The organism is Bacteroides ihuae, assembly GCF_900104585.1.
In the GTDB taxonomy this organism is placed as follows: domain Bacteria; phylum Bacteroidota; class Bacteroidia; order Bacteroidales; family Bacteroidaceae; genus Bacteroides; species Bacteroides ihuae.
Window position 1 is genome coordinate 25895 of sequence record NZ_FNVX01000005.1, and the last position, 17327, is coordinate 43221.

The 17327-nt window shown below is 39.0% G+C and carries 14 protein-coding genes; 8 read left to right on the forward strand and 6 right to left on the reverse strand.

Going from position 1 to position 17327, the window contains the following annotated elements; all coding sequences use genetic code 11:
- Nucleotides 1–117 precede the first annotated feature (117 nt).
- The 5 genes from BQ5338_RS05865 to BQ5338_RS05885 are packed head-to-tail and all read right to left on the reverse strand — an operon-like array spanning nt 118 to nt 8812.
- On the reverse strand, nt 118–1671 hold the full coding sequence (locus BQ5338_RS05865; RefSeq protein ID WP_071145925.1) for a RagB/SusD family nutrient uptake outer membrane protein: 1554 nt from the start codon (nt 1669–1671) through the stop codon (nt 118–120).
- A 24-nt stretch (nt 1672–1695) separates the two neighbouring features.
- Nucleotides 1696–4761, reverse strand: a complete 3066-nt coding sequence (locus tag BQ5338_RS05870) for a SusC/RagA family TonB-linked outer membrane protein (protein WP_071145926.1) — start codon at nt 4759–4761, stop codon at nt 1696–1698.
- A 13-nt stretch (nt 4762–4774) separates the two neighbouring features.
- Nucleotides 4775–6508, reverse strand: coding sequence for a hypothetical protein (locus BQ5338_RS05875; RefSeq protein WP_071145927.1), 1734 nt, complete (start codon nt 6506–6508; stop codon nt 4775–4777).
- Nucleotides 6492–7754, reverse strand: a complete 1263-nt coding sequence (locus BQ5338_RS05880; protein WP_071145928.1) for an MFS transporter — start codon at nt 7752–7754, stop codon at nt 6492–6494. Before BQ5338_RS05880 ends, BQ5338_RS05875 begins: the two co-directional genes overlap by 17 nt.
- Nucleotides 7751–8812 carry a glycoside hydrolase family 130 protein gene (locus BQ5338_RS05885; RefSeq protein WP_071145929.1) on the reverse strand — a complete coding sequence of 354 codons (1062 nt, stop codon included), beginning with the start codon at nt 8810–8812 and terminating at the stop codon, nt 7751–7753. The genes BQ5338_RS05880 and BQ5338_RS05885 overlap by 4 nt, the downstream gene beginning before the upstream one ends.
- Nucleotides 8813–9088: 276 nt before the next feature.
- Here BQ5338_RS05885 and BQ5338_RS05890 point away from each other — a divergent pair, with 276 nt between their 5' ends.
- The 6 genes from BQ5338_RS05890 to BQ5338_RS05910 all read left to right on the forward strand — a co-directional run bounded on the left by BQ5338_RS05890 (nt 9089) and on the right by BQ5338_RS05910 (nt 14257).
- Nucleotides 9089–10240, forward strand: coding sequence for a glycosyltransferase (locus BQ5338_RS05890; protein WP_071145930.1), 1152 nt, complete (start codon nt 9089–9091; stop codon nt 10238–10240).
- A gap of 19 nt (nt 10241–10259) precedes the next feature.
- On the forward strand, nt 10260–11279 hold the full coding sequence (locus BQ5338_RS05895) for a lysylphosphatidylglycerol synthase transmembrane domain-containing protein (protein WP_071145931.1): 1020 nt from the start codon (nt 10260–10262) through the stop codon (nt 11277–11279).
- 77 nt (nt 11280–11356) lie between these two features.
- Nucleotides 11357–11518, forward strand: a complete 162-nt coding sequence (locus tag BQ5338_RS16945) for a hypothetical protein (RefSeq protein WP_162841095.1) — start codon at nt 11357–11359, stop codon at nt 11516–11518.
- A 321-nt stretch (nt 11519–11839) separates the two neighbouring features.
- Complete coding sequence (locus BQ5338_RS05900) at nt 11840–12112, forward strand: co-chaperone GroES (RefSeq protein ID WP_071145932.1); 273 nt, start codon at nt 11840–11842, stop codon at nt 12110–12112.
- A gap of 42 nt (nt 12113–12154) precedes the next feature.
- Nucleotides 12155–13792, forward strand: a complete 1638-nt coding sequence (gene groL, locus BQ5338_RS05905) for a chaperonin GroEL (protein ID WP_071145933.1) — start codon at nt 12155–12157, stop codon at nt 13790–13792.
- 246 nt (nt 13793–14038) lie between these two features.
- The gene (locus BQ5338_RS05910) at nt 14039–14257 is read left to right on the forward strand and encodes a winged helix-turn-helix domain-containing protein (protein ID WP_071146799.1); all 219 of its coding nucleotides are present in this window, start codon (nt 14039–14041) and stop codon (nt 14255–14257) included.
- A 67-nt stretch (nt 14258–14324) separates the two neighbouring features.
- Here BQ5338_RS05910 and BQ5338_RS05915 read toward each other — a convergent pair whose 3' ends face one another.
- A complete protein-coding gene (locus tag BQ5338_RS05915) occupies nt 14325–14762 on the reverse strand; it encodes a DUF6249 domain-containing protein (protein ID WP_139265198.1) in 438 nt (145 codons plus the stop codon).
- A 297-nt stretch (nt 14763–15059) separates the two neighbouring features.
- Between BQ5338_RS05915 and BQ5338_RS05920 the strand changes: the two genes are divergently transcribed.
- Both BQ5338_RS05920 and BQ5338_RS05925 read left to right on the forward strand, forming a co-directional pair.
- A complete protein-coding gene (locus tag BQ5338_RS05920) occupies nt 15060–16628 on the forward strand; it encodes a S41 family peptidase (protein ID WP_078063408.1) in 1569 nt (522 codons plus the stop codon).
- Nucleotides 16629–16751: 123 nt separating this feature from the next.
- Nucleotides 16752–17327, forward strand: a complete 576-nt coding sequence (locus tag BQ5338_RS05925; protein WP_071145936.1) for an RNA polymerase sigma factor — start codon at nt 16752–16754, stop codon at nt 17325–17327.

Genomic DNA, 17327 nt, shown 5'->3' on the forward strand with positions numbered 1-17327 from the left:
ATCACAAGTGGTAGTCTATTATATCTTTTAGAACAAAATCATTCATGGTTTCTAAGGTTCTAATACGTAAGTAGAAAGGGGCGAATTTACTTCCGCCCCTTTTCATTCTTTGTTTTGTTAATAACCCGGGTTCTGACTTAATATGTCATTACTCTTATCTCGCTCACCTTGCGGAACAGGCAATAAATAATCTCTTTCATCATTAAAGTTAGCACCTTTGGATGTGTTATACTTGCTTGCATAAGCACGCATCACAGTGCCGAAACGCTTTTGTCTCATCAGGTCATCACGTCTCCATCCTTCCATGGCCAATTCGCAACGACGCTCATGCCAAATGATTTCTCTAAGATTGTCTTTATTGGTTTCTGTGATGTTGAGCAAAGAATTGGCTGTAGTAGCGGGAATATATTTCTGCTTGTCTCTTCTTGGATCCATCGCTGCTGTATTGCGTGCTCTTCCTCTTACTTCATTCAAGTAGGGGAGAGCAAGTCCCGATTTTCCATTCTCATTGAGTGTTTCAGCATACATTAAGAGAACATCTGAATAGCGTATTAAACGAATGTTATAACTAATCATCCATACATCAAATCCTTGTTTTTCAACAGTTGGAACAGTCATTTTATAATCTTGATATCCGCTTGACGACTCTGTATTATCTTGTTCTTCTGTGTCTCCTTTGTATCTGTCGCCTGTTTGAGTAAACACATAAGTAATGCGTGGATCATCGGCATCAAACGCAGTATAAAGATCTTGAGTAGGAACATGGAATCCATAACCCTGATAACCTGACACTCGTCTGCTTGTAAAGAAGTGAGGAACGTTTGTTCCGGTAGCAATTGTCTTGTCATATACTTTATTTGCAATTTCGAAGACAGACTCCGTACTGTTTTCATATTCCGGTCGCCAGTTCATCCCGTAATCACTCAACAAAGTATAATCTTTATCTACCTCTACTATTTCGTGAAGTACCTTCTCCGCAGAAGTAAAATCGTTTCTGAACATATAAGTTTTAGCCAGCATCGTTTTTGCAAATCCACGCGTTACGCGGTAAGCATCATCGGCACCGTAAGCGCTCTTTGCCGGTAAGGCAGATGCATCGGTAAGATCGGCTATGATGAGACTATATACGTTCTCAATGCTGGCACGTGGAACCTTTAATATTTCTGTCGGCTGCATGGGTACAGTAACCAGAGGCACTTCACCAAAAGTCGTAACCAGACAATAATATCCGAATGCTCTTAATGCTTTGGCTTCATTGGCATAACGGGCTAATTTATCTTTGTCGCCCACAGCATTTGGAGCATAGTAAATGACGTCATTGCAACGGTTAATTAGCCTGTAGAGTATCTCCCAGCGGCGACCAACTTCACCATTAGTGGTATACACTGTAAAGTCCGATAGGTCACGAACCTCAGCACGATCCCCATCACCACCGCCTCCTTTTAGTGCATCATCCGTAGTACAATCGCCAATAAAATAATGATTCAGTGCATACTCGTTCCAAGTAGTGCGTAGTTGCAGATAAGCTCCTGTCAAGGCTTCTTCTATATCACTTTCTTTTTGATAATAACTGTTGCTGGTGGTTTTACCGTAACTCGGTTCATCCAAGGAGCAGCTATATAATCCTATTCCGGCAAGAATGCCGCAAATTGTATATAATATCTTTCTCATAATGCTTTGTATTATAGTTTAGATTTAAAATTGCAAATTAACTCCGAGGGTATACGTACGCGAAGATGGGTAACGTGTGGCATCTACTCCCATGTTTAATGCATTACTGATGCCTAATTCCGGATCAAGTCCGGAATAACCGGTTAGAGTGAATAGATTTTGTCCACTTACGTAGAGTCTGCAACTTGAAAACAATTTGCTCTTTTGACAGATGATACTTGGGATATTATATCCAATCTGCACGTTCTGTAAACGAAGGTAAGAACCGTCTTCAACATAGAAAGAAGAACTCCTCATGTTATTGTTGGTGTCGGAGTTGGTGATACGCGGATATTTGGCGTTATCTCCCTCTTTTGTCCAAGCTTTTGTATAAGCTTCTTCCAATGCATTCTGTCGTCCGGCTGACGAAAGAGTACCCTTTGCCACGTTCCATATATCGTTACCGAGTGTTCCTTGGAATGCCATGCTAAGATCGAAACTCTTATAACTGAATCCTAAGTTGAATCCGTAAATCAAGTCTGGATTCGGATTACCAATAAAGGTACGATCATCATCATCATTCAACGCACCGGATTCACCCAGTTTGGCAAATTTGAAGTCGCCCGGTTGAGCGTTCGGCTGAATTTTTGTTCCATTCTTATCTACATAACTATTTATTTCTTCCTGATTCTGGAAGATACCGATTTGTTTGTATCCCCAGAAGCGTCCAATAGGGCCACCTACATAGGTACGGCTCACATCTCCACTTAAATATTCAGAAGTAAGTTTGGTTACTTTTGTTTTGTAGGCAGACATATTTAATCCTACATTATAATTAAAATCCTTACCGATTTGATTGCGATAGTTCACTACCAGTTCGAAACCAGTATTCTTCAGATCACCTGCATTGAAGAAAGGACTATTTGGAAACGCGCCGAATGAAGGGATAGGCATACTGAGTAGCATATCACTTGTCTTCTTCACATAAAAATCCATGCTTACATCCAAACTGTTTCTTAAGAGAGACATGTCTAAGCCGATATTGGTTTGTTGGCTGGTTTCCCATTTAATATCTGCGTTTCCTACATAGGTAGGCACATAACCTTGTGAATAACCATTACCATAATACCATTGCATTTCATCGTTTGTACCGATTAAAGTCAGCGGTGCATCCCTGTCAATACGTTGGTTGCCGTTTTGTCCCCAGCCCACACGTAGCTTCAAGCTGGAAATAGCGTTTTCAATATTCATATTTTTGAAGAACTCCTCATTGCTAATTCTCCATCCCAATGATACAGAAGGGAAATATCCCCAACGATTATTTTTGGTAAACTTAGAAGAACCGTCGGCACGGAAGTTCACTGTTGCCAGATATCTATCATCATATGCATAATTGATACGTCCGAGATATGATAACATGGAAGAGGTCTCTTTTGAACCCGAAACTTTATCACCAGCAGTCTGTGCATTTAGTATCTGATAAATTTCTTCGTTGCCCAATGCATTTCTTTTGAAAGCATTGATTGTTTCATTCTTGTTCTTCTCGTAAGTCATCGCTACCATTGCATCCAATTTATGTTTGCCAATGGTGGCGTTATAATTAAGACGTTGTTCTACCAAATAGTTAAAGGTAACATCACTATTATTGTTCAATTGGGTTTCAGTGCTGTATTTACTTTCTTTGTTAGCCAGATTGTCGTCAGAGAAAGTAGAGGTATAGATTGGGCGAAAGTCTTTGAATGTATCGTGATATCTTTCAAAACTATATTGTACTCGGTAAGTCAGATTCTTGTATAGCTTAATTTGTGCAAAGGCATTACCAAACACATTAAAAACATCATTATATCTGTTAGGCAATTCGAGCATAGCAACCGGATTTGGATCATAAGACCATTCGGTAGGAGCATACTTGTTATACTGATAGTTCTCTGAAGATGGATCTACTAACGAATTAATTACCGGAGTAAATGGATCGGCTTTTTGTATAAAGTCAAATGAAGGAATTGCCCCAGCATCACGTTTTTTTATCTTAGCCAAATTGATGGTTGTGCCTACTGTTATGTAGTCATTGATATCATATTCTTGGTTTAACTTTAAAGAGAGCCTTGTGAATTCAGTTGTTATAATAGCGCCTTGGTCATCCATATACCCTAGGCTGAGAGATGATCTTGATTTATCAGTACCTGTGCGGATACTTAAGTTGTAGTTCTGATTAAACGCCGAGCGAGTGACTGCATCCCACCAATTAGTATCATAACCTTTTTTGTATTGATTGGTGAACTTCTCTTTCATCGAACTCTGAAAACTTGCATCATTCTTATAAGCTTCAGTTATAAAGTTATAATATTGATCACTATTCATCATTTTCAATGCCTTATAGCTGTTTTTTACTCCTGCATAAGCATCCAACGTTACAATTGTCTGTCCTTTTATCCCTCCTTTTGTTGTAATCAGAATGACTCCGTTTGAGCCTTTTGATCCATAGATAGCACAGGCCGATGCATCTTTCAGCACTTCCATACGGTCAATGTCAGAAGGATTCAAACTGCTGATATTATTCATGAACTGTCCATCGACAACAAATAATGGATTGTTGTCGTTAACAGTACCCAAACCTCTGATACGGATTACTGCATCCGAACCCGGTTGACCAGAACTGGCTGCAACAAACACACCGGCAGCTTTACCTGTAAGTAGCTCGGATGCATTAGAAACAGCATAGTTCTTAATGTCTTTGCTACTAATAGAAGCCAAAGCACCGGTAAGATCGCTCTTTCTTTGCGTACCGTAACCGATTACCACTATCTCATCCAGTTTATTATCCGATACAAGATTTACATTCAACGTTTCGCTTTTTGTAACGATTGCTGTTTCAGTCTTATAACCGACATACGAAAATGCAACCTTACTTGATGATATGCCTAGTGAATACTTGCCATCAAGGTCTGTTATAGTGCCATTGGTTGTTCCTACTTCAAGTACTGAAACTCCAATCAAAGTCTCTCCAGTATTACTATCGTATACTGAACCTGAGATTTTCTTCGTTTGCTGTGCGAATGCACTTACGCAAACAAAAAGAAAAAGTGTTAGAGAAAATACATGTTTACTCATGGTGTATTAAGGTTTAATGATATGAAATGATATATTGTTTATTTGCGATAATTTTGCCATTATCCCAACTAAGTTTGGTTCCCGTAGGAAGTTCTATAACGATTCGTGCTTCATTGGCTGGAATTTCAAAAGAACCGTCTGCCTTTACATCTTTAGCCACATACTCTTTTGCTACAATATCGAAAAGATCACAGGCTTGTGAAGCATGATAAATAACGGTTTTTGTTTCCTTGTAAGGATTATAATATAGATATACCGGATAAGGTTTTTCTACATAAAAGTCAGTAATATTGCAATCCAGTTGTAAGATACCTTTGACGTTTGTCTTGCTTACTATAGATCCTAATATACCCACCGGGGATGAACTATAAACGCTAAACATACTCTCTGTCGGATTACCTGCAATCCATTTAGGGCCGTCTCCGATGGCTACCGGACTGACGCCTTTTAAGGACTCTTTGCCGTAATCATCAGCTTTGCGCAAACCCTCGTAAGAGACATTATTGTTCGTTATATCTTTAAATTCAGGAGCCCATTGATGCTTATCGTCAATTTCCATCGGGTAGAATAAGCGACATGCGCTGGCATTGTTGAGCATCCATTTGCCAATGGCTTTTGCATACTGAGGTTGGTATTTTACCATCGGAATGAAAGGCCATGCAGGTTTGATACTGTTCATCAGAAATGCATATCCACCACCATCGGTGATACTTCCTTGCAAACCACTTACATCATAATTGCCCCACTTGCCCACAATGATCCCCCATCCGGTTCTTCCCGTAGGACTTTTACATCCGTCGAATACCCAGTCGAGTAATTTGTGCACATCATAATTGCTTCCTTCCGTTGCATTCAGGTAAGCTGCGGTGTAAACACCTAATGGTAGAAGAGCCTCATAGAAACGGCTTTCTTTTTGAGAAAGGAGTGCTTCAATGGCACTTTTGCTATGTTGCAGATAGCGTTGGTCACCAAATTTGTGATAAGCACACAATAATACGTAAGCATGACCACCAGCAGCATCTTGCTGTAGAGGGATGTTATTAACCACTCCCTTCATCTGTGCATAATCGAAATATGAGTAGTCATAATTACCATGAAGCACAGAGTCTGCCTTTACGAACTGTTCTGCAATCGTTCTTTGTATTTTTTCCGCTCCGCTTACATTTGGAAATACATCGCATACAGCATAATATAAAGCATTCGGTAGAACATCATACCACCAATCACGTCCATAGCCACCACCCAATTGGGCGATTGAAGGATTGGTGTTGTTCATCATGATGTTCCAACCATTATCGGAATTGAAATAGTTTTGTACCATCTTCACGTAGTTGTATCCGTCTTGATTGGTTTTGTCAATTCCTACTAATCCTGCTCCCAAAATAGCTGCGAGGGAGTTGAGGCTTTCATGAAATTCTCCGTTGTTGGTATCTTTGCCCTGACGAATATCTTTAATAGCGGTATAGAGTCCGAATGTTGTCTGGTTAATATTTCTACGACTATCGTCCAACCAAATCAGCGGCCCCACTTTGCTTTGAACCTTCCAGTTGAAAACAAATTTATCATACTTTATTGCTTTCTCTTTCCAGTCTAACATTTTGTATGAAGAAGGTATGTCGGGCATTGAATCTATCCGACTAATAGAAGCTTGTGTTATTTCGTTTCCAAAGAATCCTTCTTTTGGAGAACAAGATACAAATAGGTAGACGACAATGAGCGCAACAAAGCTTTTACTTGTTATTTTCATGCTCAATAGTATTGGTGTTATTTGTTATATTTTTAGCTAGAGGATATGCTAATAACTGCAACCCTGCAACAATAATTAATGCATATTTAAGTGCGAAATCTTGCGATACACAATAGGCGAGAAAGATAAACAGTAACAAACCAAAGGCTCTTCCTAGGAAAAGGCCGAACTCATGGCTTAGGATATAAGCATATTCGTTTCTGTTCTCAATTTTAGCTACTGCATCAATGGTTTTCATCATGATGGGAAAATAAGCCAGATCGAACAATGGTTGGAATACTACTTTGCATAACACAAAAAGAATGACTCCCATAGCAGAGAAAAGTATCCCATTGAATAATGTGCCTACAAAGAAAATAATTAATCCACCAACAAATATTTTCAAGCGATCTTGAGGCCTGGCTATACGTCCTAGAATATAGACTAAAATAGCTGTTAAAGCACCACTAGTCCCTTGTATCAAACCCAGTGCACCTTCGTCTCCTACCAATTTTAAAACCAATATAGCGGGAGCTGTAACGAGGAAGCCTTGTACCATTCCTTTCAGTGAAGCTAGTAGCAACATCTTTTTCCAAAGTATATTGAAACGAAAATAGATGAATGATGTTTCCTTTGGGTTGGCGAATTTGCCTTTCCATAGAACCATGCAGGCAATGATGGTAATTCCTATCATCACCATTGTTACAATGCGATAGGATGTATTGATATCAATGAGTATGCCCCAGACTTCCTTGCCATCAATCTGGCTGATGAAAGCTCCGATAATCAAAGGAATACCGATAGAAGCAATGGAAAAGAAGAACGACTCCAAGCCGAAAAAGTAGTTTCTGTTATTATCATTTGTATTGTAAAGGGTTAACAAATACCTGTTTGTCCAGAAGAAACCGGAAGCTGCTCCCATGAGGAATCCTGCCAATCCTAACTCCGCAAAACCTAGCGTTTTAAGAGCCATCATTCCAAACATAGAGATACCACTTACAAAGATGCCTACGGAATAGAGCCCTTTCACACTATATTTCTTCAATAAGAAACCGTTGACAAGCGATGTGGTAACAATACCCGTATACATGGCCAATTGATAAAAGGCAACCATGACCGGATCGCTGGTGTTGCGCATGATATAGGCACCGACAAATATTTCTACAACCGGAAGAACAAGGGCGTATAGCATATTTGTGACCAACAAGGTGCGCATGTTGGGTTCCTGCTGCTTAAAGAATAAATATTCTTTTTTCAGTTTATTCATCTTGATGTTTCTATTACTTTTAAGGTATTCAATATTTCTGAGATCGATAGTTCGGCTCTACAAATCACCTCATCGCTGGCTCCATAGTATATAGTAACGGTATCCCCTTCGACTAAATGTCCGTTGGTAAATATCACATTGCCGAAGAATCCGGTTTGTTCGTATGTTGCAATCGGTTCCATTATTGGCTCGTAACTTCTTGCTATTACTTTAGACGGATCGTTCAAGTCGAGCAACAAAGCTCCTAGACAATAGCGGTTATTGGAGTCAGCTCCGTGATATATCTCCAACCAGCCTTTTGCTGTCTTTATCGGAGCAGCTCCTGCACCTACCCGGGCAGAATCCCACATACCATCACGTGTAGTTGCCACACATTTATGATTACCCCAATGCAATCGGTCGAATGACTCTGCTAACCATATATAGTTGCCACCAAGCTCGGGACTGCTGGGACGGTGAAAAGCAAAGTACTTATCTCCAATTTTTTCTTCAAATAAGGCACAATCTTTATTGTGTGGGGGGAATATCATTCCATGACGCGTATAGCTTTTCCAATCGTCCGTATGAATTAAGCCAACCCCAACAGCAACGGAAGATACCTCCGTGAAGGTCAAAAAGAAGCCATCTTCGCTTGTCGCTACTCGACAATCTTCAATCCCGAATGACTCTAGTTCTCCTTGCCCGAAGATAGGTGGAAATTCAACTTCGTCTTTAAAATGTATTCCGTCTTCGCTCGATACAAGCCTGAGGTAAGACATGGTTGTCAGGTAGTTTTTTCCTTTGTAGCCAATGACACGTGGGTCGGAAACATCAAGATCAGGATCGCTCTTTGAAAAAGAGACTACTTCAATCTTGCCTTCCTTATTATATATAGGGAAACTAATCACGCCTTCCTTTTGTATTGGGCGTTCTGCAACGCGTAAAAGTAGCCAAATTTTCCCCTGATATCTGAATACTCCGGGATTTAATAGGCAAGTAATTTCCATTCCACTTATTCCTGCTTTTAAATCCTTTGGAGCTAATAAAGGATTTGCCTCACATCTTCTTGCTATATCCATGGTTTTTCGATTTAATTAAATTTTCTGTTAACAAATATATGGTAGTAGGTGGTGGAGAGTGTTTACTATAGTCTCAAATGGGTATACACATGCTCAATAACATATTTTAAAAGTCTTTTTTTGATTTCTGTGATGCCTTTTCTGTTCTATATGATTGTCGTCAAAATGAAACAAGACTTACCTGATTATAATCTCGGATGCAATCTTGTAACAATTCCTTAAAGAAATTGTAATGTCGAAGATGTTTCTTTGTAAGCAGAATAAATTCAGAACTGAATGATAGGGTTATTTAATGACTGCTTTCCCCCGATAATGGACGGAGTATCTCTGACTACGCAAAACTATGCATATTGGTTGCATCAAAAAACGCACAATGTTTGTGTTGTTACTCCGAAGTCTCCCGAAGCAAAAGATGAAGGCGAATATCCTGTGTATCGGTACTCGTCTATCCCCATACCAATGCGCAAACCTTATCGATTAGGTTTTCCACGTATTGACTGGCCTTTTCATGAACGTATCAATCGGCTTTCGTTTGAACTGGTGCATGCTCATTGTCCATTTTCTTCAGGAGCTTTGGCTATGCAGATAGCCCGATCGCAGAAAGTGCCTATTGTGGCAACTTTTCATTCTAAGTATCGAGCCGATTTTGAACGGGCTATCTCTAGCAAATTACTCGTAGACTTTCTTATAAAGAGAGTGATTCGCTTTTATGAAGCGGCTGATGAAGTCTGGATTCCTCAAGCAACGGTAGAAGAAACACTTCGGGAGTATGGTTATAAAGGGAAAGTGGAAGTGGTGGACAATGGCAATGATTTCGTAGGTGGCGCTTCTGTTCATCTGCTTCGCACAAAGGTGCGCGCGCAACTTGGCCTTTCGAAGAATGAATTTATGTTCTTGTTTGTGGGTCAGCATATTTGGGAAAAGAACCTCGAATTTTTGCTCAAGACCTTGTCTCTAATCAAAGACACTCCTTTTAAAATGTATTTTGTGGGCTCTGGTTATGCTTTTGGGGAGTTGAGGCGAATGGTTGAAAAATTATCTCTGTCTGCTAAAGTTTTTTTTGTGGGCAGTATCACTGAACGTGATGAACTGAAAAGATATTATGCAGCAGCTGATTTGTTCTTATTCCCCTCTTTATATGATAATGCTCCGTTAGTGGTGCGAGAAGCAGCCGCTTTGTCTACCCCCTCGGTCTTAATTAAAGGGGCTACTTCTGCCGAGATAATAACTGATTCTTATAATGGATTTCTGTCTGATAATACCGTTGAAGATTTCGCTGCAAGACTAAAAGACTTAATGGAAACTCCTCAGCTGATAAAACAGGTCGGCATTCAAGCCACAAATTCCATTGTGCGTTCTTGGGAAGACGTGGCCGGAGAAGTTTATGATCGATATACCAATTTAATGAATAGAACCTTGAAAAAATAATCTTATCTGCCGTAGTGATATGACGACTGAAATCAAAACCTTTAAAAGATTTTATATATTCCTTCCTATTATTATTGGATTATCTGTGGTAATTTGGTTGTTCTATCGAGAGTTTAATGCAGCGCTTTTTGCCGGCATTCGCTTTTCGATGCAGATGCTTGTCGGTATCTTGATGGCTTTTTTATTTATGCTTGGGCGAGACGTCGGACTGATGTGGCGTTTTCGTGTGATCACTGACAATGCGCTGACGTGGAGGCAAGCCTTCAATGTGAATATGCTGTGCGAGTTTACCTCTGCCATAACTCCCTCATCAGTGGGCGGGAGTAGCCTTATTATCTTGTTTCTGAATAAAGAAGGTATTAACGTTGGCCGAAGTTCGGCACTAATGATCTCTTGTTTGTTTCTGGACGAGTTGTTTTTAGTCTTAGCTTGTCCTCTGCCCTTTTTGCTTTTCTCCTTCAACGAACTCTTTGGAGATCCCACTCTTTTGTCTTCCGGCATCAAAATTTTATTTTTTGCTGTCTATATTGCCATAGCCCTTTGGACATTTCTACTTTATATAGCTCTCTTCAAACGTCCCGAATACGTGAAAAGACTATTGCTAGCCTTGTTTCGCCTTCCTTTTCTTCGCCGTTGGCGTAAAGGAGTAGAAATCCTGGCCGAAAACCTTGTCCTTAGCTCGGGTGAGATGAGTCGTAAATCTTTTCTTTTTTGGTTGAAATCTTTTGGCATCACCTCCCTCTCATGGGGATCGCGCTACTTGGTGGTTAACGCGTTGTTATTTGCTTTTGCTACTCATGGAGATCATTTGCTCGCTTTTGCCCGTCAACTAATCCTTTGGGTAGTGATGACTATTAGTCCCACTCCTGGTGGTAGCGGAGTGAGCGAGTATTTTTTTCAGGTTTACTATGCTGATTTTTTCCCGATTGCAGGTATGGCATTAGTGGTTGCTTTTGTGTGGAGAGTGATAAGCTATTACATGTACCTCATTATTGGTGCCATCATTATTCCAAATTGGATAAAGAAGCTAAAAAATTAAAATGGTTGTAACACGGTTGTCAATCAATCGTAAAATCTAGTTTCTATTTTTGTGGGAAGAAAATAAGAAGTTACAGCATGAGAACAATAGTATCACAACAACAAAATAGTTTTGCATTGATTGGAGCAGTAATGGTTGCCGTAAGCTTAGTCTTTTTGCTATACATGGGCACCTCTCTTTATTACTCTGGTAAGAAGTTTCAGGAACAGACTCACTCCGTTCAGCTCGTCTGCAAGTAACAAATTCCCAAAAGTGTTTTTTGATCATACATATTTATGTATGATTAGCTTTGTGGATCAAAGTGGTTACACTAATCTCTTTGGATTTGCGAATGTATCACCATGGATACATGTCACCAGTTGATATAAATGTTGGTCTCAATAAATTTCTGCTCTGGCTGTTTGTCTTATTCTACGAACTTTTCTCCGTCATTTTGTCAGCCTCCTTCTGCCAAACGGAATCATTCTTTCTTTGGCATACTTTTGGCACACTCTTCTACGTCCGCTCTCTTGATGCGGAACAAAACTAATATATATAGTATAACATAAAACAAAAGAACTATGAACATTAAACCATTAGCAGACAGAGTGCTTATACTCCCTGCACCTGCAGAAGAAAAAACAATTGGCGGTATCATTATTCCTGATACAGCAAAAGAAAAACCTTTGAAAGGTGAAGTTGTGGCAGTAGGTCACGGTACCAAAGACGAAGAGATGGTCTTGAAAGTAGGAGATACTGTTCTTTACGGAAAATATGCCGGAACAGAACTTGAAGTAGAAGCCGGTAAATACCTCATTATGCGTCAAAGCGACGTTCTCGCTGTTTTGGGTTAATAAAAAGATAATATAGTAAAACAATAAAATTGTAAAAACATTATGGCAAAAGAAATATTATTCAATGTTAGTGCCCGCGACCAACTGAAAAAAGGTGTTGACGAGCTTGCAAATGCAGTGAAAGTAACTCTCGGCCCGAAAGGTCGTAACGTTATCATTGAAAAGAAATTTGGTGCTCCTCAGATTACCAAAGATGGTGTGACGGTTGCTAAAGAAATTGAATTGTCTGATCCTTTCCAGAACACTGGTGCTCAATTAGTGAAAGAAGTTGCTTCAAAAACAGGCGACGATGCTGGTGATGGTACTACTACAGCTACCGTTTTGGCTCAAGCTATCGTAGCCGAAGGAGTGAAGAATGTAACTGCCGGTGCTAATCCAATGGATTTGAAACGTGGTATTGACAAAGCTGTCATCAAAGTAGTTGAAGCGATCAAAGCACAAGCCGAAAAAGTTGGAGACAACTATGATAAGATAGAGCAGGTTGCTACTGTTTCTGCTAATAATGATCCTACAATAGGTAAACTGATTGCCGATGCTATGCGTAAAGTTTCTAAAGATGGTGTGATCACTATTGAAGAAGCTAAGGGTACAGATACTACTATCGGTTTGGTAGAAGGTATGCAGTTCGACCGCGGTTATCTTTCTGCTTATTTCGTAACTAACACTGAAAAGATGGAGTGCGAAATGGAGAAACCATATATCCTTATCTATGATAAGAAGATCTCTAATTTGAAAGATATGCTTCCTATTTTGGAACCTGCCGTTCAAACCGGTCGTCCATTGTTGATCATTGCCGAAGATGTAGATAGCGAAGCATTGACTACTCTGGTAGTTAACCGTTTGCGTTCTCAATTGAAGATTTGTGCAGTGAAAGCTCCGGGCTTTGGTGATCGCAGAAAAGAAATGCTTGAAGATATTGCTATCCTGACAGGTGGTTTGGTTATCAGCGAAGAAAAAGGTTTGAAACTAGAACAAGCTACTCTAGAGATGCTTGGTACTTGCGACAAAGTAACAATTTCTAAAGATAACACTACCATCGTAAACGGTGCAGGTGCAAAAGAAAATATTGAAACACGTATTGGTCAGATCAAAGCTCAAATAAAGAGCACCACTTCTGATTACGATCGTGAAAAACTTCAGGAACGTTTGGCTAAGTTGTCAGGTGGTGTAGCTGTACTTTATGTAGGTGCTGGCTCTGAAGTGGAAATGAAAGAGAAGAAAGATCGCGTTGACGATGCACTTTGTGCAACTCGTGCAGCTATCGAAGAAGGTATTGTTCCCGGTGGTGGTGTAGCTTACATCCGTGCCATCGAAGCTTTAGAAGGCTTGAAGGGTGATAACTTGGATGAAACAACCGGTATTGAAATCATCAAACGTGCCATTGAAGAACCTCTTCGTCAGATTGTATTCAATGCAGGCAAAGAAGGTGCAGTTGTTGTTCAGAAAGTACGTGAAGGTAAAGGTGACTTCGGATACAATGCTCGTACCGATGTATACGAAAATATGCATGCTGCAGGTGTCGTAGATCCTGCTAAAGTAGCTCGTGTAGCTTTGGAAAATGCGGCTTCTATTGCAAGCATGTTCCTTACTACTGAATGTGTTATAGTAGAGAAGAAGGAAGATAAGCCAGAAATGCCTATGGGTGCTCCCGGAATGGGCGGTATGGGTGGCATGATGTAAACTCATTTTTCTCTGATAAAAATAAAATTAAAAGGCTGCTTCCTGTTAAAAGGAAGCAGCCTTTTTGCTTAAAATGCTGTATTCTAGCTTTTTATTGTTTGTTGGGAAAAGTTTGTGATAGTGTTAAATAGCTGCTTTGAAATAGACTTTTATTGCTTATGTAATAACCTTTCTGTCTATTTATTGTTTTCTTTATATCAAAACATTAGCCGAACTATAGTTTTAACTTTTTAAATGATTGGTGAGATGGATAAAAGAGAAATTGGCTGCAATGCAGGAAAGATTTGGCAGATACTTAGTGATAATGCCAATTGGAGTTACGATGATTTGAAGAAAAAATCGGGCCTAAAGGACAAAGAACTTGGTGCTGCTATTGGTTGGCTGGCACGCGAAAACAAGATTGAATTTGAGCAAGAGGGGGAAGAGCTTTACATGTATTTGTGTGTCAATGTTTATATTGGTTAACACCTTCTCTTAATTAACAGACTCCCCGAGAAACTCCTCAAAGGAGTTCCTCTTGGAATCTTATGCCTTATTTGTTAACTTCCTCTTCCTTCTTTTGCTTACTGCTCTTCATCTCTATAATGAAGGCCAGGATTAATCCGGCACCTCCAAAGAATAGTACGCAAGAACCGTACACAACACCTGAAATTTGTCGAACCTCCCAGCTATGATCTTGCATCTCTGTTCCGTAATAAGGAAAATAGTTCGCACAAATTAGAAAACCGAGTAGAAGTCCTAAGCCCACTCCCATGAGCAAACACCCTGCTTTTAGTGCGCTAAATGAAAATTTACTTTGCACAAATTGCGGTAGAGAAAATTTCTCGAGAGAAGAAAAATCAATAAACTTTTCATTTAGTTTCTCAATAATGGCTAAGCGTTCGCGTTTGCGCACGAAGAGTTCAAATAATTTATAAATACCTAAAGTAACGATGCCCACAATAAGGGGGGCCATAATAAAATCCATCATAATTGTACTGTATTAAAGTGAATACTGCTGTTCTTTGCACTGTTTGACGCAGAAGAATTGGAAAGGTTACAAGCTTTTTAATAAAATCGTTGTTTGGGTCTATTGAATAATAGCAATCAATTGATTATTTGTAGAATAATTCTTCTATTTTTTTCTGTTTGATTAAAAATAATTATCTTTGAGTGTTTAATAATAGCACTATGAGAGATGAGATGCAAGGTATGCATGCATCAAGCATTTGGATCTCCTCAATGATGAAATAATACTGCCTTCAATAAACCTTTAATAATAATATCTATGAGAGTGTATAAAATGCTGATTGTATCTTTTTGCCTGTTTAATATCTTTGCAGCTAATGCGCAAACTACAAGAAAATACATGAACGATGAGATTGCTAAATTAGCAATGTATCAAGATGGAGATGATTACCAGAAAGATTTACTTCTTTTTTTAGATATGCTAAAGGAATCTCATCCCGCTTTTTCATCAGAGTTTATTCCTCCATTTAATATTGATAGTTTAAAAAGAGTAGGGTATGAGTGGGGAAAGTCATGCTCTTCTATTGCACAGCTTAGAACTTACTTGCAATCCATTGCGACTCAATTAAATGATGGGCACACCACTTTATTGCCAGTTATCAACAAGAATCTAATTTATCCTTTTATGTTATTTAAGGAGAACGGAAAAGTTTATTTGAGAGGTGTTAATCAAGAATATAAGGCTTCGTTAGGAAAGGAAATCGTTGAAATAAATAATCAAAAGACATTGAAAGTGATAGATAGCTTTAGAACCTTGATCAGCAGCGATAATGATACATACTTCTATGATAAGGTTGAAAGCTTTATGCAATTGTATTCTGTATGGAAGGATCATATATATTGTTTGCCAGACTCTACTTTGCATTTTAAATTTTCTGATGGGAGTATGATCCCCATTCGCCCTATCTCAAAAAAAGATATAAATCTATCTGTGTTGTCTAATAACGAGTCATCCAATTCGATAAGAAAAAATACGAAATTACCCTTCCTTTACGAAGTGTTGCCGGAGAAAAATATTTGTTATCTTCAATTTAATGCTTGTGTGGATCAAAGCTCATTACGTTCTCAATATAATATGATTAAAGCTGAAAATAGAATATCGAAAGAAGCTATAGAAGAGAAGTTGTCGCAAGTTCCTCGCTTTGATGATTTTTTAGCTGATATGTTTAAAAAAATTAGAGAAGAGAAAATTCAGACATTAGTAATTGACGTAAGGGACAACTCGGGAGGTAATAGTAGATTGTGTGATGTTCTACTTTCATGGCTAAAACCTTACGAAGATATAAAAAGGTTTAGTTCTTCAATCCGTTTTTCTAAACTATGGGAAGAGACTTATCCCTCGTTAGCGGATAAATATAAACAAGCTTTGTTGGGGCATGAAAATTCTTATAAAATAGGGAAAATCTATAGTAGTGCCTTCTTGTCTTCTTTGATAAGTAAAAAAGATTCTATGCCGGGGAAAGGAAAGGAATACTTTAGACAGAATAGAGATAATAAATTAATTTTTGAGGGTAATATTGTTTTTATTCAGAATGCTAAAACATATAGTAGTGCGGGGCTGCTAATTTCAACAGTGATGGACAATGATATTGGTATTGTTATTGGGAGTGCAAGTTCGTATAAACCTTGCAATTATGGAGACATATTATATTGGGAGTTACCCAATACAAATATTAGGGGAACTATTAGCCATAAAGTATTTACTCGTCCTAATATTGCTAAGTGTGCAGAAGCATCTTTGATTCCTACTGTTCTTTTAACTCCATCTTGGTTGGATGTTTTGGGCAATAAAGATGTCTGTTGGGAGTGGATCTTATCTCATTATTGAGCTTCTGTTGTGTAGGAAAACACATCTATCGGGCTAACTATAATAGTATGGAAATAATTCATGCTTTAGACTTGTAACCTTTTCCGTTGAGCTGCGTCTAACGGAGTACATTCATAAATATGCATGGAAGCGAAAGACGAAACACGGTACATTCAACGAATACTCGATGGGGAAACAGAACTCTACGCAGTTCTTCTCGATCGTTATAACCGTCCCATCTATTCACTGATTGTGCAGATGATTTCGTGTCCCGAAGATGCAGAAGAGTTGGTGCAGGATACTTTCTTGAAGGCGTACCGCAATTTGGGATCTTATAAAGGAGAGAGTCGTTTTTCTACGTGGTTATATCGGATTGCTTATAACATAACGATATCATTCACTAGGAAAAAACGGCAGGAGTTTTTATATATAGAAGACAGTACAATAAATAATGTGCCAGATGAGAAAGCGGAGGAGATACTTTGTCCCACTGATGACGAAGAGCGTATAACTGCTTTGATTCAGGCAATTGAGCTGTTGAACGCAGAAGAAAAAGCCATTATTACGCTTTTTTATTACGAACAGAAATCAGTAGAGGAGGTGGGCGAGGTGTTGAATCTGACTACTTCTAATGTAAAGGTTAAGCTGCATCGCACCCGTAAGAAAATATATTTGTTAATGAGTAAAAAGGATAATACATCCTTGTGGAAAGGAGAATAA

Bases quoted from the DNA above. Each gene is read 5' to 3' on its own strand.
- BQ5338_RS05865 (WP_071145925.1), bottom strand. From the start codon at position 1,671: ATGAGAAAGATATTATATACAATTTGCGGCATTCTTGCCGGAATAGGA.
- BQ5338_RS05870 (WP_071145926.1), bottom strand. From the start codon at position 4,761: ATGAGTAAACATGTATTTTCTCTAACACTTTTTCTTTTTGTTTGCGTA.
- BQ5338_RS05875 (WP_071145927.1), bottom strand. From the start codon at position 6,508: ATGAAAATAACAAGTAAAAGCTTTGTTGCGCTCATTGTCGTCTACCTA.
- BQ5338_RS05880 (WP_071145928.1), bottom strand. From the start codon at position 7,754: ATGAATAAACTGAAAAAAGAATATTTATTCTTTAAGCAGCAGGAACCC.
- BQ5338_RS05885 (WP_071145929.1), bottom strand. From the start codon at position 8,812: ATGGATATAGCAAGAAGATGTGAGGCAAATCCTTTATTAGCTCCAAAG.
- BQ5338_RS05890 (WP_071145930.1), top strand. From the start codon at position 9,089: ATGATAGGGTTATTTAATGACTGCTTTCCCCCGATAATGGACGGAGTA.
- BQ5338_RS05895 (WP_071145931.1), top strand. From the start codon at position 10,260: ATGACGACTGAAATCAAAACCTTTAAAAGATTTTATATATTCCTTCCT.
- BQ5338_RS16945 (WP_162841095.1), top strand. From the start codon at position 11,357: ATGAGAACAATAGTATCACAACAACAAAATAGTTTTGCATTGATTGGA.
- BQ5338_RS05900 (WP_071145932.1), top strand. From the start codon at position 11,840: ATGAACATTAAACCATTAGCAGACAGAGTGCTTATACTCCCTGCACCT.
- groL (WP_071145933.1), top strand. From the start codon at position 12,155: ATGGCAAAAGAAATATTATTCAATGTTAGTGCCCGCGACCAACTGAAA.
- BQ5338_RS05910 (WP_071146799.1), top strand. From the start codon at position 14,039: ATGGATAAAAGAGAAATTGGCTGCAATGCAGGAAAGATTTGGCAGATA.
- BQ5338_RS05915 (WP_139265198.1), bottom strand. From the start codon at position 14,762: ATGATGGATTTTATTATGGCCCCCCTTATTGTGGGCATCGTTACTTTA.
- BQ5338_RS05920 (WP_078063408.1), top strand. From the start codon at position 15,060: ATGAGAGTGTATAAAATGCTGATTGTATCTTTTTGCCTGTTTAATATC.
- BQ5338_RS05925 (WP_071145936.1), top strand. From the start codon at position 16,752: ATGGAAGCGAAAGACGAAACACGGTACATTCAACGAATACTCGATGGG.